Raw genomic sequence first — 15956 nt, 5'->3', positions numbered from 1 at the left:
CAACAAGCCTTTTTAGCCAATATCGTTCCCCTCTATCGTGATCGGGGAACCAAAAACAACCTGATCGAGTTGTTGCAAATTTACACAGGTAAGGAGTTTGAACCCAGGATTATTGAACCCGAAGATAATCACTCTATTGTTAACTTTTATTGATATTAGATGCAGCAATTTCAATTTCAATCTCAGTTCTGAGTAGTTCATAGGGTTTGACATCCAATCCAACAAATTGCTTAGTATCTGGAGTTTCTATTCGGCGATCGGGAACGTTTTCCCCAATTCTGTTCATCTCCACTGAAGTCACATAATCAATACCTGGCAGTTGGTCGAGTAATTGATAGATTTCTGAGACAAACAAATTACGACCGAAAGGCCAACCCCTTTGATCTTCACCATCGACTAAAGGATCAAGAAAATTAGCGATCGCTATCTGAGCTTTTGCTTGGATGTCTTTTTCCTGAATGTCAGGTAGAGGAACAACTGTAGCTTGAATCCTAACATTTAAATACTGCGGTTCAACAACCTGCAGACGTGTGGTTATTAGTCGGCGGGAATCTAAATCTTCTTTTACTTGATCAATAATCTCAGACAGGTTTGCTTCCTCCCCTTTTTTCGGAACAACAATTAAACCAATATGTCCTGGCTTCTCAATGTCAAAGCTGCGGCGCAAGTCACGCTTGGGAATACAACGTACTCGTGCCACACGAGAGTCAGCTTTTTGTGCCAAATCCTCAAAATCCTGGCAAGAAACAGCTCGTTCCTCCTGACGTAATTGACGAATGGTATTGCCTATGTCTCGATTGAGTGCCTCGATATCTGTGCCAGAAGCTTGCCATTGAGGACCATTCAATAACTTAAGAAAAGAATGGATATTGTTAGCTGTTACTCGATTTTGCCGATAAATTAACATTTCTGTTAAATAGGCAAACAGCTCAATTAAGGTAATACCCGGATCAGAAGGATTATGATTAGTCCATTGCGGTGCATGGGTGGGAATCATACTCAGGGCTTCTTGCACCAAGTCGTCATAAGTTCGGTCGTCAAGATTGGGTAATTCTATGGGCATGGCAATTCCTCCTCAGGATTCCACAAAAGTTAAACTGATGGTATGGTTGCCGGAATAAACTAAAAAGCGACCTGTTTGTTTAGTACGTTCTAGTTCTTCCATTTCATCCATCTGGTCATTGGCTTGATCTACCCCTTCAGCCACCTCAAGATTGCGCACATGATCGACTCCCGATATTCCCTCCAGCAGTCGATACAAATCAGATTTGTACGGTTCACGACCAAAATCCCAACCTATACCCTCAAAGCCACCGGTTAGGGGATGGAGAAAACTCGCTAATTGTTGTTCAACTGTTTGTGCTACCTCACTGGCTCCTTCGAGGGAGGTTAAAGCAATTTCTGCGGTAATATCGACACGCACATAGAGAGGTCCTACCACTGAAATCTGAACTGTTGGCTCAGCATAAGTTTCTAGGTAGTCTTGGACACGGTTAACTAACTCTAAACTGGGTAAAGGTCGAGCCTCAGTGGAACGGGGTACGATAATCACACTGACTGCTCCGAGTAATCCTGGTTTGGTATCCCAGGGATTTGCCTTTAAATTTGCCAGGGGAACACATTTTGCCCTGACTACCCCTGGCAAGGCTTTAGCTAAGTCTTGGTAATCGTCTTGGGTAACAGCACGGTGGCGGTGGCGAATTTCTTTGGGAATGCGATCGCGTAATGAATCGAGGCTTTCTGCATCTGCCCCCCCTGTAGCGGCTGCTGGGTTAATTACCCGGTCTACATAGGGAATGGTAGTTTTTAACTGCACGATCTTGCCTGCATCTTGGTTACCCTGGCTACCTCCTCCGGTTTGATACTGCTTGAGGCGCAGGTTACCTCTACCAATGGCCGGAATTAAACCATTAATGCCGTCACCAAACTGAATTGTCCCGGTGAGACGATCTAAAACATAGTGGCGATCCCGTGGGCTAGAATCATAAAAATCCGCTACTTGATGCCAGCGTATCCAAATTTCTTGGGGTCTTCCGGTACTATCGTAGGTAATATTGATCGCGTCTTCCCCTTCTTGCTGTTTAATTTTTTCTTCTTCCATCCCAGAGGGTAATTCTAGTTCCCGCACTTCCAATTGTTGCCCTTCTAAAACAGGAATACGGTTAGTAGTAAAGGTTTGTTTTTTTGAGCCATCACTAGAACCCAGGATTTCGTTACGGATGGTAACTCGTTGAGCTGCCATAGTTGTATTAAGGAGTACCTGGCCTAAGCGAGGCTCAAAGGTATAATTGCCACTAGCGTGTTGCACCCGCAGCCAGTAGCGAGGAGATAAGCTAAATTCCTGTTTGGGAGTAATATCTGCTGGTGGTAAAACGATGATTGTACCGGAACGGGTGAGATTGTCGGTATTATCCTGAACTGTTATTTTCCGCCACTGTGAACCATTCCAGTATTGCCAAACTAGTTGGGGGGTTTCATCTGCTGGTAATTCGGTGTCAGCAAAGGTTTCCATCGTGGCACTGTAAACTAAGTTAGGCTGATCGCTCTTAACTAGCTGGAGAAAAACGCTATCGCTACTTCCCAAGGCAGCCTGGGCAGGAATAGTTACGTTGATAGCTATGGTTTTAGCTTCACCCGCCTCTAGTTGTAATCGAGCAGATGTCACCTGAGTGCTCCATTCCGGTAAACGGTGCATCCCCACAGTGGCAAGTTGGAAAGTAACCGTTTCTGAGTTAGTATTGGTTAACCAAAACCGATGGGTAACCGTCGTACCAGGTAAACCAGCCTTTTTGCTGATAGTAGGGGAAATTGGTGTTAAATTTTCCCCATATTTGAATGCAGCTGCACTCACAAAAAGACTGAGAGGAAGATTAGGAAAACTCCGTTCCACTGGCAAGGAAAAACCTAGATAGGTCGTTGGTTTATCTAAGTCTAGTGACTCAAAAGGAGCGAAGGGGAAATCCTCAATAGTTCGAGTCAAAAAATCATTGTCAGTAATTATCTGTTCCGGTGGCTCTGTCAAGGTAAATTCGTAGTCGATGGAGACGGAATTAATTACTGGGGGGACAAACGTTTGCGGATGATAGTTATTATCCGTATCAAACCTCGCTTCCTGACCATAATTACCACTAATAATTCGTACCCGAATCCAGAAGCTAGTTACCCCATTGATAGTAGTTTCCTGGGGTTGGATATCTGCTTCTTCTGGTAGGGTAAATGTGATTTTTGGATTGAGATTGCCATCGCTGTCATCCAGTAAGTTCGTAAAAGCCCTAGTTTCGTCTACAAATGTGTCTGGAAGTTGAATGGGATTGTCTGGGGTTGAATCTGGATCTAAAAGCCCTTCCCTGGTAGCGATAAACAGGGCTTGCCAAGATTTACCATTCCAAAACTCCCACTGTAATCTGGGATTGAAGTGTTCAGATATAGTCTTGTCTGGTTCAAATCTAGTATTTAATTGGTCAGATATAGTCTGTAAATTAATACCAATATCCCTAGGATGTGCCAGGTTTAAATTCAGAGTAATTTGCGCTCCTGACTGGGAAAATGCTTCTGCATTAGCCAGATAAAAGGTGTCGCCAAATTTAGGCTTTTCCCCAAAGGGAAAGATTGACTGATTGATATCTTGGTTGAGGGAATTGGTAACAGCAGCCTCTAATCTTAAGTCAGTGCGGTTTAATTCTACTTCTAGGCTTAGGTTACTAATAGTTGGTAATTGGTGTTTGCTCACCATACCCACAGCAGAATTTTCACTAGAACTAATTGGAGTTACTAAACGGCAACGCAGCCAACGGTTAGTAACTCCATGCACTTGAGTCAGGGGTATAGCATTAATCTCCTCAAAGTTAATTTCCCCCTCACCACTCTGACTAAAGTTGTTAGTACTATCACTATTAGGTGTAATTGTCTGCCAAGCTTGTAAATCTTCTGTTTCGTGCCAAACTTGCCACTCTAACTCAGCTGCATCAGCAAATACTTGGTCTAACTCTATGATTAACTTAAGATTATTAATAGTAGGAAAACTGAGCAGTTGCTTATGCCCCACATAAAAAACATGCTCAATCTCTTGATTTCCCCGAAAAATCGGTAAATATGTTGTTGTTGGGCTAATTTCCGTCAGAGAACTGTAATCAGCATACTGGTCTTGTGAGGGATTACGCACAAATAGAGATTCTAATTGCGCCCCAGTTACCACCAACTCCTGTTCAGTTTCAAAAATTACCGATTCGGTTTCTCCTTCTGTGGGGGGTGCAGCCACTTGGGTGCCAGCTGGTGCGATCGCATCCACTGTAGTTCCCGTCGCCAGGAAAAAGGTAAGGGGTGCCCTTGCTGGTTGAGGTGCTAAACGAGAAGCTCCCAACAAATCTAGAAAGGCGAGGAAATTTTTATCTGGCACTTGATTGAGGCGAGAAATAATTATCTCACCAAAGCGGGCAAAGATTTGCACCAGTGCCTGGGCAACACCTTTATTTTTTAGTGCTGCATAGTTTTGATCCCCGAGATATTGAGCCAGTAGGTCTTGCACATCTTGAGCAATAATCTCTGCCGTTCTAGAATCAATTTGAGGAGCTTTTCTTGCCATTAGCCTGCACTCCCTTCCAGATAAAACGGATACACTAAATTAAACACGTTATTAGTTGCTCGCACCCGATAGTCAATATTAACCAGCATTTGTTCTGGAATAGGGGATTGAACGCGCACATCCACAACATCAATGCGCGGTTCAAACCGCAATAATGCTTCCTGTACCGCTTCAGAAACTCTAGCCGTAGTGGCAGCAGAATTGGGCTCAAACACCAAATCGTAAATACCGCAACCAAAATCAGGGCGCATAATTCTCTCACCCCTAGCAGTGCCGAGGATAATTAAAATTGATTGGCGTACACTCTCTTCATATTCCGCAAGTTGGAAATCTCCCTGAGTATCTAAACTAAGGGGAAAGCCTACACCTACACCTAAAAATGGTTTCGTCATATAGCGTTTTTAAATTATGTGAGGTACAAATTTTTGGGTTTTAGGGAACAGGGAATAGGGAACAGCGGATCTGGGAATAGGCAATCATATCCCCCCCTTATTAAGGGGGGTTAGGGGGGATCCCATCTTCTCCTTTTCAGCCTATAAACACCGTACCTACTGCGATTACTTGTCCGATTGGTAAATCAGCAGGATCATTACAGGTTTCAGCAATATCCCCATTACGGGCAGCTGCTTTACCGTTAATTTTCACAGTCTGACTCCCAATTTTGATGGTGCCTCGATTAGCGGGTGGATTTTGGAAAGAAGTCCCCGGTGGACTGGGAATATGGGGTGGAGTATTATCTGCCGTACTATCTACCGTAGCGGCTGGCATCCCCATAATGTTGACATCACTGCTCAAATTGCCATTGATAATGCCCGCAAAAGGATGGGGTAGGGGAGTTGGTGTCGGAGGTGTTCCCGGCACGATCACAATATGAGTATCAACTGCGGTAATTTGGTCCCCTTGTTTGGCTGCTGGTTGTCCCATAATTAAAGCTGATTGCTGATAGCTGTTCGCGTAGCGTGCGCGTAGCGCATTTGCTGATTGCTTACCTAGTTGAGATTAATGATTTGACCGTTAAGATTCATGGTGCTGCTGGCTTTAATATCCATTATAGCACCGGATTCAACTTTGGTATCTGCTGAAGATTTGATTTCAATATTCTGTGCTTCTAGTTTAATATTACCTTGAGATGCTGATAAAGTAATGTCTCCTTCAGTAGTAATAGCAATAGTGTTGGTAGCCGTATCAAAAACAATGCTGTTTTTCTCGGTTTTATCTACAATTTCAATAGTTTCTTCCCCTTCTTTGTCATTGAGACGGATTACATGACCACTACGGGATTTAATCATGCGGACATTGTTTTCTCCATCATCATTATTAATAGGAGGTTTATCCTCACCATTCCACAGTGCTCCAATAATGTAGGGAAAACGCACATCCCCGTGTTCAAAAGCCACTAATACCTCATCATTAACCTCTGGGATAAAATACATACCCCGTTTATCCCCCGCCATGGTTACAGCTATTCGCGCCCAGTCGCTTTCGTCTTCATCACTTAGCCAGGGGTATTTCACTTTAACCCGACCTAGTCCTTCTGGGTCTTGATTGTTGGTAACCACACCAACCACGACACCATAAATACGAGATGCGATCGCTCGCTGGGATTGACTATCCAGAAGTAATTCAGAGAATTTCATTCGGCATTCCTCCGCACTGTAAACTTGGTCTGATATTGGCTATCACGATAGCGATGTAGGACACTAGTAACATAGTATTGACCGCTAAAGCGCCTGCCCACACCCTCAATTTGCACCACTTTGCCAGCTCGTAAATCGGTACGTCCTCGACAAATTCCTTCCCCTGTGATCAACTCTAAATTGAGTTGCCGAAAACGGGCTTGAGCGAATTGCTCTGCTTCCGCTAAAGTGATAATCGGGCGATCGCTCAGGGTTTTTACTGCTGTACCAAAAGCATTTTGACTTAGGGCTGCACCGCTAATTTCTCCCCCCATTTTGCTGCCTTCATCACCAGTGGTTGCGCGTCCGATAATTGCTTGCTTTTCTTTCGGATTCCAACCCTGTACTTTGACTTCATTCACTTGACTTGCGGAGGACATACAAGGGTAAAATTGCAGTAGGTCATCACTAAAGGTTAGGGTAAGAATTTCACTGTCTTGATTAGCCGTAGGTCGAAATACTAAATTCCGATCCTCCACCATCACCTCATAATTAATTTTTCCTGCCCGTTCTTGCAAAAACTCCATATGGGTTTGATTGGCTTGTAAAATATAGTCATGCACTACCCCACTATCTTCCACTTGGGATGAAAGTCCTACCTGCTGGGCAATTTGCCCTGCAATATCACTATCTTTTAGTTGTACAAAAGTCTGGGTATGACGACCACGATGTAAGCGATGGCTGCGATCATAACCCCGAATCATTACCTTCGGTAGTCTATCAATGGTAAACTCCGGTTCTATAGCAGTAATTTCCCCTATTATAAGGGTAGCTAAGTTTTCCCGGTAACCTAATTTTACTTCTACCGTATTGCCAATACTAAACAAGGAGTTATCTAGCCACAACACTTCCCCTTCCTGCACATCCAAACTGCCAAACGTTAAGGCAAACATGGTGGGTAAATTAACCTGTTCATCTACTGTTACCCCAGTAATATGTAACTGTGCAGACCCTGGTAAACTAGAACCATTAACCAGGATTTCATAATCTGCGAATATGGAGGCTTGGGGTTGAGTAAAGGGCATTTTAAAAAGTTAAAAGGGAGTAGGGAGTAGGGAGTAGGGAGTAGGGAGTAGGGAATAGGGAACAGGGAGTAGGGAGTAGGGAGTAGGGAGTAGGGAGCAGGCAAGAGGCAATAGGCAATAGGCAATAGGCAATAGGCAATAGGCAATAGTAGTGCGTAGGGTGCGTTAGGGGCGGACTTGCCCTTATTTTTTGCCTCGTAGCCAGCCTTGGGATAGTCCGCCCCGTAACGCACAACCCTTGGGCTTGCTACAGCAATCAATCATAACTATCAACGCAATTTGGGAATAGTTAAGGTTTTACCAGTATCAAGTTCACGGGGATTATCCAATTGATTTTCTTGGGCAATCAGTCGCCACAGCTTAGGGTTACCATAGACATCCGCCGCAATGGTGCTGAGGGTTTCACCTCTTTTGACAATACGAGTGGTTAATTCTGGATCGGTACGCCGTTTATCATCTTCTGGGTTAAGATATTCCGAAAACGTGATATTGACTTTTGCCCGTATCGGTTTACCATCACTTTTGAACAGGGTGAACGTTTGGGTCAGATTAGTAATTACCCCCACAAACGGGAAGTCAGAATTAGTTGGTGCTTTACCCCAGTAAACCTTACAAGCTGGTGGTGGTTGTTCTTTACCCCCAACACGTTGAATGCGGGTCAGGGCAACAAGTTTATTGGTTTCCTCCCGTACATCCTCGATGGCGGTACTGTCTAGTAACCGATTATTATTTTGATTTTGATTTTGAAGTCGTGAATTTCTCACCCCTTCGGAAACATCAAATAACAATTCCAGAGTTAGTTCCCGACTTCCCCCGCCACCAAAATCTAAGATGGGCGCATTATATTCTTTTTGACTCGAACCACTCCAACTAACTCCTTTTTTGATAGCATAGGATTCGGGGTTAAACAAAACCGTAATCTCTGGATAATTGGCTCTGTCTTCCGACTCTACAGCACGGTACTTACTGTCTTGATTTTTTTCCCACTTCAAAGGAATTATAGTTAGTTTAGCTAATGCCATTTTTCTATCCCCCGACGTTCTTGTTCCATCGTTAGCTGACGAGTGAGAATACGACTAACGTGTTCCGCTATTGCCTCGATATCTATATCTACCCCGTCAGCTGGAGTTGTTGGTAGATTTGACGTGGCTGTGGTTGAAGTTACTGGTGCTGTCATGGGAATGGAATTAGCTCCAGTTAGATTAGGTTGACGAGCAATCACCCCATTGCTTAACTGTTGCCGTTTCGATACTTTGGCTACAGAGTCGTTATCAGTTTTGCGCCAAACTAAATCCGGTGTCGAGCTAGTTTTACCTGTCTCGGTATATAAATTAATGTTTCTATTTGGGCTTGTAGTTGTTGTCGGTAAAGGCTGACTTGGTTTGACAACAACCGATTTGGTTTGAACTAAAGAGATATCATGATTGGGGTTAGAATCCGAGAGCTTAGTTTGTACCAAACTACTGTCTGATTCCTCTTCCTCATGGGAGCGCAAAACCAAATTATCTGCCGAGTTATTGATTGCTTTATCCTTGGTCAGATTAGTAGTTTGAGTTGGGGTTATAGTTGTTGTCGGTGATGGCTGACTTGGTTTGACAACAACCGGTTTGGTTTGAACTAAAGAGATATCCTGAGAGGTTGTCTGAGAAGTCTCATTTGCTACATCCAAGCCCCCTAAATCCCCCAATTTTGGGGGACTTTTACCAGCCAATTGGATTCTTGTTCCCCCCAGAATTGGGGGGCTAGGGGGGCAAAATTCAGTATCAAAAAAGTTTTCAGATATCCTCTGATTGGGGTTAGAATCCGAGAGCTTAGTTTGTACCAAACTACTGTCTGATTCCTCTTCCTCCTGGGAGCGCCAAACTAAATCCGGTGTCGAGCTAGTTTTTCCTGTCGGTAAAGGCTGAGTGGGCTTAGCTACAACTAATTTAGTTTGTATAACAGAAGCTGGATTGACTGGAGAGGGGGAATGGAAATCACCCTCTGTTTGCGGTGGGACAACCTGAGACTGAACAATCTCTGGAGGTGTAAACTGATGGTGGAGTGCAGATAAGGTTGCCTGACGATTAATCTTGACTTGCTTGGGCAAAGATGTTGGAGGTTGAGCACTAGGGCGTGTCTTCAAACTCGGAGATCCCCCATTATCCCCCGAGGGAGCAATCCCTCGCTTGGGGGACTTTGAGTATGGCTCCCCCCTTATTAAGGGGGGCTGGGGGGGATCATAATCTTGCGGAAAACTTTGAAAACACGCCCTAGACCTGGATACAGTTGAAGATTTAATTTGCTTGATAATCGGGACTTTAGGACTAGTTGATGGGACAGATGGAGATGGTGGTTGGAATCTTCCCTGATGCCCTAGGTAGTCGGGAAATTGGCGAGAATTAGTCCTAGTTGCCATTGACCTTTGCACCCCTTCTCCCCTCCCTGAAAGGGCAACATTAGAAGGGGCAACATTAGTCGGCTCCAGATAGGTATTACTGACATCAGCCGATTCTACCCTAGGGCGACTAAAACGCTCCAGATTTAACTTGGGTTGTAAACCACTTGCACCATAACGGGAGTTAATTTGTTCTGGTAGGGTTAATCGTTGGGTCAGCCTTGCCGTAGTTGCTTGGGTAGATTGGTAATGGCGGTGCAGTTGGCGGGTATTAATTACTCCACCAGACTGTTCTTGTCGCCGTTGCAGACGACTTAGTAAGGGGGAATTTTCTGGACTTCCCGATTGCTGGAAATTATTGGCTTGTGAACCTGAATTATCCATCTGATTTAGAAAGGGGAAAATCCCCAATTACCCACTACTGAACTAAGTACCTGGACATAAATAAACGAAACTGTGTTAACTTTTGTAAAGCTACTCAAAGTCTCTCTGTTCCCTGTTCCCTGTTCCCTGTTCCCTTTACGAACTATTCAAACGCTGATTGATTTTGGCGACTTCGGTAACCCATTTTCGGCGCTCCCGGTGTTCCATGGTCATGATTGATTCATAATGCCAGTGGAAGTGATAGGCGAGATAGGCTACCTCCTCATGGATTTGGGTAAGGGGGTAGCCTAGGATTCCCCCGATAAATCGAGTTCGACAGCAAAATTTTGCTCACAGTGGGGGCAGCTAATTTGAAGCGATCGCATTCCATTGCCATTGATCCGATTGTACAGATCCTGCAAATACGCTAAATCAGAGGCAAATAACCCTTCAATCACTTTTGGGTTAATCATTTCTACAGAACCTATGCGGGTTACCACCCGAGATAGCAGAATCACAATTAAATAGGCTGGGTTAGATTGTACGCGAGGGTCTTTCAGGGGCACAATTTCATCAGCAGCCATTGCCAATCGCATTGTCCCTTCCCGATGTAAATTCCCCTCTTTGTCTACATAACCTGTTGGTAATGTAAACTCATACTCAGTTTGCAGCATTGTTGCTTGCTCAGGAATGGTGAGATTAGTCATTTCAAATCCGTTTAATCACCTGAAAACGTTTCGTTTGCCCATAATTTATGCCCGCTCCAGACGTTCACAACTGACGGTTAGGGTATCAATGGCAACATCACTTCCTTTGGCATCCAAACTAGGTGCTTCATACTTACTAGCCCAGGCGTTGAAGAAATTCCAGCGTACTTTCTCCTGTCCTGTATCATCAAGCAGAATGATAGAACCATTTTTGCGTTCAACCTTGCCATTGACTGCGGCTAAATGCCAGTCATAGAGTTCACGGGAATCGGTTATTCCCCATTTCAGGGAAATGTCAGGATAACTGGCTTTCCCTCGCAGCTTACGTACTGTAGCATCGTCTCCACCTTCACGATATTCAACAATTTCTACTTCAGAACCAAAACCACTACACTCAGAAAATCCTGCTTGAACAATACCATCAATTTCCATCAGGAAACGATAGTTTTTATACGGATCAACTCTTGCCATGACTAAATCTCCTTTCCAGTTAGTTCAAAAGTTTATTACTCGCCTGATTACTCACCAGCGGTTTGCTGGATGCGGAAGATAACAAATTCCGCAGGCTTTACAATGGCTACCCCAATCAGAGTGACAACTTGCCCCAATTCCCTTACTTCTTTGGGATTGGTTTCCGCGTCACATTTAACAAAGAAAGCTTGCTCTGGTGTTTCCCCAAACAAAGCTCCATCGCGCCATTCATTTAACAAGAAGTCACCTACTGTCCGTTTAATCCGTTGCCACAGGGCTAGATTATTGGGTTCAAAGACAGCAAATTGAGTACCATCATCAATAGATTCTTGTAGGTAGTTGAAATAGCGACGGGTACTGACGTAGCGAAAATCAGCATTATCATCATTTGCCATAGTCCGTGCTCCCCAGACTTTAATTGTGCCTTTGAAAGAACGGATCACGTTAATCCCTTCCGGATTTAAACCATCCTGCTGGGCTTTACTAATGGGGCTACTGATCTCAAGGGCATTAACAATAACTTCGTTAGCAGGTGCTTTAAACACCCCCCGGGTGGCATCATTACGAGCATAGATTCCAGCAATATGACCACTGGGAGGTAGAGTATCTGGAGCTTTAGTAACGGGATCAAAGACTTTAATCCAGGGATAGTAGATAGCAGCATAGCTAGCTTCCTCACTACGACCAACAGGACGGATACCGCTTACATCACTTGGATCTTTAGTTTGATCGCCATCTAAGACAGCCACTCTGTCTTCCATTCTGAAACAGTGAGCGATAATAGCTGTGTGTTGAATGTCACTTATCGCTCCAGGGACAGCAACAATTGTGATTTGATCAACTGTTTCAAACTTCTCTAACTCTTCAGCCGGGTTATCAATGTCTGTTGCAGCGGCAACCCGCAGTACATAACAACGAGAACCTCCGTTGAAGAAGAAGCCATACACAGCATGGGCTAAGATTTTATTGCCCTCGTGGAAATCACCAAACTTAGTTTTGAACTCTTCCCAACTTGTAATTAATATCGGTTCACCTGCAGTCGCCAAAGTATACGGGATCGGGTCTAAAACAGGCTTACCATCATCATCCACAACCGGGTCACCATTGTCATCCGTGCGCTGCTGAAACTTTCCTGGTTGATCTGGCATAGTAACGTCATCAGCTACCACACCAATAAACCCAGCGACACTGGTAGCAACTCCAGCAATGGGTAGGGAAGCGGGTGGTACAGATTCAACGTATACACCTGGGGAAAAATACTGTGGCATATTTTTTACTCCTTAGATTCAACAGAATTTACTGGAATTATTTACATGTAAAACCGAAAGTAAAATAAATATCAATGTGAAAATCGCTAATTTCTCCTACTGTTAGCTTTTGTAAAGACGTGAATTTTTACTTGGTTATTACTTTTGTATTTTGACTTTTGACTTTTAACTTACTTTTCAAAAAAGTCTACTGTTGTAGTTGTATGTTGTAATCTCTAGCTTCTGCTTCCACAGGAACAGTAATACTAGCCTCCTGAACTTGATTTTCTTTTTCTACCCTTAGGGTGTAGGCTCCCCCAGAGATAACCCCCATGGTGTAGTATCCATTTGTATCTGTTTGGGCACTCAGATTCCACTCCACTAAGGTTACCCTTGCCTCCACCACCGGCTGCCCTTCAACATCTGTTACTTGCCCACTAATGCGGAAAAAACTGGGTATTAATGCCCCTGTTGCCGGGGAAATACGCTGTTCTAATTGTAGGTTGCGGGTAATTACGGTGGGGGTTTTCTCTGGCTCAGATAGTTTTAGTTCCTTGATCGCAATGGTTACTGTGACTGTGATGGAAGCACGTAATTGATTTCCCAATGCAGTCCAAAACTCAGCAGTGCTTTGTACTCCATCTACTTGAGCAGTTACCATTGGTAAGGCTGGTTCTTGCCCAGCAAGTCGAGTATTTTCTAAAAAAGGTATTTCTGGAATAGTTGGATAGGCTGAGAATACTTGCAGGACTTGGCTGAGTAATCGGTGTTCTTGCAGGGGTAATTCTTCGCCACCAATGGGCCAAGCTGTGACTAAATAAGAACAGGCTATGCGCTTTGGAGGATTATGAATAATTGCCTGTCCATTGCGCCTCTCGATCGTTGGTTCATTATTACGTAGTTCCAGGTGTTCCCGAATATCGTACAGAAATAAATTCACCGTTGTCTGTCCAGGACTAAAGGTTTCTGAGGGACGCTCAAAAGAAATTTGAGCCTCCGCTAATTCTGGAAACCTCGACGATAGGCTGGTCTGTTCCAAAATTCTTCTCAACACTTGACTCAGATCGCTAATCATCCTAACTGACCTGGTTGGATTTACTGAGCAGCCACGCACCAGACTCTCAAAGCTTAGGGCGTTATTTATTAATAATTCTTTTAGACATCCTCTACAAGTCACGTTTTCTAGCTAGTCAAGTTAAACTAGCTCATTTGAACTAATCCATTTGGAGTAGCAAGATCCTGTGACTGGTTTTTGAAATCCAAAATTGATAAATTAACGCTATTCCTCTGGAGATGGGTAAATGGGGAGATGGGGAAATAGAGAGATGGGGAAATAGAGAGATGGGGAGATAAAATTGATGGCTAGCCGTAATTTACAGAATTGGTCTAAAAACTGCTATTTTAATGGGAGTGACGTCTTTAAAATGCTGATAACTCCCCTTTTCAGCCAACTTGATTCCAAGCAATGGATCTGTGTACTGGATCCAGCCTTAGCGCTCTCCTATTATGGAGTCCACATCGCTCAGCAGCTAGGAGAAATAATGGAACTCTGGATAGCAAGAGAGCTTTGGCATATTCTCAACAATACTAAGTTTTATTTACAACAACCAGAACTACTTATTCCCAAAAGCACTCTCAATGACAAGGCACCTGAACAGGACAGAGCCACTTTAGAGAGTGTGATTTGGTCACTTCAAGAGTGGAAACGATTACAAAGCGAGAATGATTTGCTAGGACTAAATCTATTCTGGCTGGGGGATAGTCTAAGGGAGTCTTTACTGCCAAAAGGTACAACTATCAAGCTATTGCCACGATGGGAATATTTAGCACGCTTATTAGATCGACGCATTAACCAGTCACAGGGGACCAATGATACTTTAATGGCGTCATTCCGGGATACTGTAGCTCTAACTGCGAGTTTAGATTCTGCTTTTATACTGAGCTATCAGAATCCTACAGATTTTAGTGATAATCGTCCTCCAGATATCTGCAAAGCCTTGGAAAACTTGGGAATCTCTTGTCAACTGGTCAGTCCGCAGGATCGAATTGTGGCTTTGGAATCGGACTACTTACGCCAGTTGATGATTTACACTGGACTGGCAAAACTGTTATGGGAAGGGCTTCATCTGTGTGTTATACATCTTGTGACACCTGCAGTTACAGCATCTGACAGAATGTCTAAGCTGTCTTGGAGCGATAACTTTGCCTGTGATCCTGAAGACTTGGGGAATTTCCCAGAGTTGAAGAAGGATCTATGGATAAATACTAAAGCGTTCTGGTATAGTCTTTCGATGTGAGATGTAAACATAGAACTAAACCCTTTAGAGAAGAGAAAACTCCGGATCGGCTAACAGGAGTAAGGAATACAGCGTTTTTTTGATTATAAAAAATTACCATCTAGTTTGACAACTCATTTGTAAAGCCTAGATAAACTATAAGTTTTTTAACAATTTAATTCCTTTTTGATTGCTATTCAACAAAATGGAAGGGGGGGTCAGACCATCCATGGATCTGATCTTCCTAAATCATTTGTGAATAGTTATAGCAATCGGTGTAATGGTGTTGACAAATTTAAGGAACGAAGCTATGCAGCGCAGTCTTGGGAAGCTCAATCATTCCCTGGTCCGACGTTCCCTATTCCCTATTCCCTACGCACAGCGCTATAGTTTTTGCGTCAGCAGTCAGCCCTCAGCAGTCAGCAGTCAGCAGTCAGCCGTAGCCCATAAGCTGATAGCTAATAGCTGAACGCGCACGCGTGCGCGTAGCGCATAAACTGAAAACTGAACGCGCACGCGTGCGCGTAGCGCTAATCGCTGTTCGCTAATAGCTGATAGCTGATAGCTGATAGCTGATAGCTATCAGCTTACTTTTATCTTTCCCCAGGTTCCGCTCATCAATCAAACAGGATGTTTATAGGTACTTGACATTTTTATTATGAAAGAGAAACTTAATTTTCCTCTTTATCGTCAAGATATAGCTAGTAAAGATCTAGAATCAGAGTTAGGAAATCAAGTGATTGGTAAGCTGTTTATCAATAATTCGTGTTTTTTAGTTTGTGAAACAAACCACGAATTTAAACCTAGTTTAGGGTCTAGCTCGAATTCACCCCTTCAAAGCAGTTGTCCTTTGAATGCAGTTGGTTATATGGAGGTTAATGGAAAAGTTTATGCAATTACAGAATTCCAAGACAATACTACTTCCGTTACCTCTCATCTTGCTAGTATCTTAACAGAACGAGAGTTACAAATTGTTACTCTTGTTGCTTTAGGTCAGTCTAATAAGCTAATTGCTAAACAGCTTGAAATTAGTGAATGGACAGTTTCTGCTCATCTACGTCGGATCTTCCTGAAGCTGGATGTAGATAGTCGAGCGGCTATGGTTTATCAATGTGCTCCTTTGATTCAGCAGTTAGAAATGAAGTAGCTATAGCAGAAGTCAGAAGTCAGAAGTCAGAAGTCAGAAGTCAGCAGTCAGCTATCAGCTCATACCTGACTTCTGACTTCTGACA

17 protein-coding genes are annotated in these 15956 nt (G+C 43.6%); 3 read left to right on the top strand and 14 right to left on the bottom strand.

The window, feature by feature from the left end:
- Positions 1-139 precede the first annotated feature (139 nt).
- The 14 genes from F6J94_RS16590 to F6J94_RS16525 form a co-directional block, all read right to left on the bottom strand.
- Entirely contained in the window at positions 140-1063 is a 924-nt protein-coding gene (locus F6J94_RS16590; protein ID WP_293042227.1) for a baseplate J/gp47 family protein, read from the bottom strand.
- 12 nt (positions 1064-1075) lie between these two features.
- Entirely contained in the window at positions 1076-4582 is a 3507-nt protein-coding gene (locus F6J94_RS16585) for a putative baseplate assembly protein (RefSeq protein WP_293042224.1), read from the bottom strand.
- The gene (locus tag F6J94_RS16580; protein WP_293042221.1) at positions 4582-4974 is read right to left on the bottom strand and encodes a GPW/gp25 family protein; all 393 of its coding nucleotides are present in this window, start codon (positions 4972-4974) and stop codon (positions 4582-4584) included. Before F6J94_RS16580 ends, F6J94_RS16585 begins: the two co-directional genes overlap by 1 nt.
- Positions 4975-5110: 136 nt before the next feature.
- A complete protein-coding gene (locus F6J94_RS16575) occupies positions 5111-5506 on the bottom strand; it encodes a PAAR domain-containing protein (RefSeq protein ID WP_293042218.1) in 396 nt (131 codons plus the stop codon).
- Positions 5507-5571: 65 nt separating this feature from the next.
- The gene (locus F6J94_RS16570; protein ID WP_293042215.1) at positions 5572-6219 is read right to left on the bottom strand and encodes a phage baseplate assembly protein V; all 648 of its coding nucleotides are present in this window, start codon (positions 6217-6219) and stop codon (positions 5572-5574) included.
- Positions 6216-7283, bottom strand: a complete 1068-nt coding sequence (locus F6J94_RS16565; RefSeq protein WP_293042212.1) for a phage late control D family protein — start codon at positions 7281-7283, stop codon at positions 6216-6218. Before F6J94_RS16565 ends, F6J94_RS16570 begins: the two co-directional genes overlap by 4 nt.
- A 9-nt stretch (positions 7284-7292) precedes the next feature.
- Positions 7293-7415: a hypothetical protein gene (locus tag F6J94_RS16560; protein ID WP_293042209.1), complete on the bottom strand. Its 123-nt coding sequence runs from the start codon at positions 7413-7415 to the stop codon at positions 7293-7295.
- A 137-nt stretch (positions 7416-7552) separates the two neighbouring features.
- Entirely contained in the window at positions 7553-8305 is a 753-nt protein-coding gene (locus tag F6J94_RS16555) for a LysM peptidoglycan-binding domain-containing protein (RefSeq protein WP_293042206.1), read from the bottom strand.
- A complete protein-coding gene (locus F6J94_RS16550) occupies positions 8296-10044 on the bottom strand; it encodes a hypothetical protein (RefSeq protein ID WP_293042203.1) in 1749 nt (582 codons plus the stop codon). Before F6J94_RS16550 ends, F6J94_RS16555 begins: the two co-directional genes overlap by 10 nt.
- A 135-nt stretch (positions 10045-10179) precedes the next feature.
- Positions 10180-10257 (bottom strand): hypothetical protein, encoded by a 78-nt coding sequence (locus F6J94_RS34340; protein ID WP_366511440.1) that lies wholly within the window; start codon positions 10255-10257, stop codon positions 10180-10182.
- A gap of 74 nt (positions 10258-10331) precedes the next feature.
- Positions 10332-10730, bottom strand: coding sequence for a phage tail assembly protein (locus tag F6J94_RS16540; RefSeq protein ID WP_367142225.1), 399 nt, complete (start codon positions 10728-10730; stop codon positions 10332-10334).
- Positions 10731-10775: 45 nt separating this feature from the next.
- A complete protein-coding gene (locus F6J94_RS16535) occupies positions 10776-11201 on the bottom strand; it encodes a phage tail protein (RefSeq protein WP_293042197.1) in 426 nt (141 codons plus the stop codon).
- 47 nt (positions 11202-11248) lie between these two features.
- On the bottom strand, positions 11249-12469 hold the full coding sequence (locus F6J94_RS16530) for a phage tail sheath subtilisin-like domain-containing protein (RefSeq protein ID WP_293042194.1): 1221 nt from the start codon (positions 12467-12469) through the stop codon (positions 11249-11251).
- A gap of 187 nt (positions 12470-12656) precedes the next feature.
- Positions 12657-13523: a Pvc16 family protein gene (locus F6J94_RS16525; protein WP_293042191.1), complete on the bottom strand. Its 867-nt coding sequence runs from the start codon at positions 13521-13523 to the stop codon at positions 12657-12659.
- 283 nt (positions 13524-13806) lie between these two features.
- On the opposite strand from F6J94_RS16525, the gene F6J94_RS16520 reads away from it, so the two are divergent.
- The 3 genes from F6J94_RS16520 to F6J94_RS16510 all read left to right on the top strand — a co-directional run bounded on the left by F6J94_RS16520 (position 13807) and on the right by F6J94_RS16510 (position 15871).
- The gene (locus tag F6J94_RS16520; RefSeq protein WP_293042188.1) at positions 13807-14745 is read left to right on the top strand and encodes a hypothetical protein; all 939 of its coding nucleotides are present in this window, start codon (positions 13807-13809) and stop codon (positions 14743-14745) included.
- Positions 14746-15034: 289 nt separating this feature from the next.
- Positions 15035-15193, top strand: coding sequence for a hypothetical protein (locus F6J94_RS16515; RefSeq protein WP_293042184.1), 159 nt, complete (start codon positions 15035-15037; stop codon positions 15191-15193).
- Between the two features lie 189 nt (positions 15194-15382).
- Positions 15383-15871 carry a LuxR C-terminal-related transcriptional regulator gene (locus F6J94_RS16510; RefSeq protein WP_293042181.1) on the top strand — a complete coding sequence of 163 codons (489 nt, stop codon included), beginning with the start codon at positions 15383-15385 and terminating at the stop codon, positions 15869-15871.
- Positions 15872-15956 lie beyond the last annotated feature (85 nt).

The organism is Moorena sp. SIO1F2 (genome assembly GCF_010672755.1).
Lineage (GTDB): Bacteria > Cyanobacteriota > Cyanobacteriia > Cyanobacteriales > Coleofasciculaceae > Moorena.
This window is presented reverse-complemented; position numbering and strand designations above follow the sequence as displayed.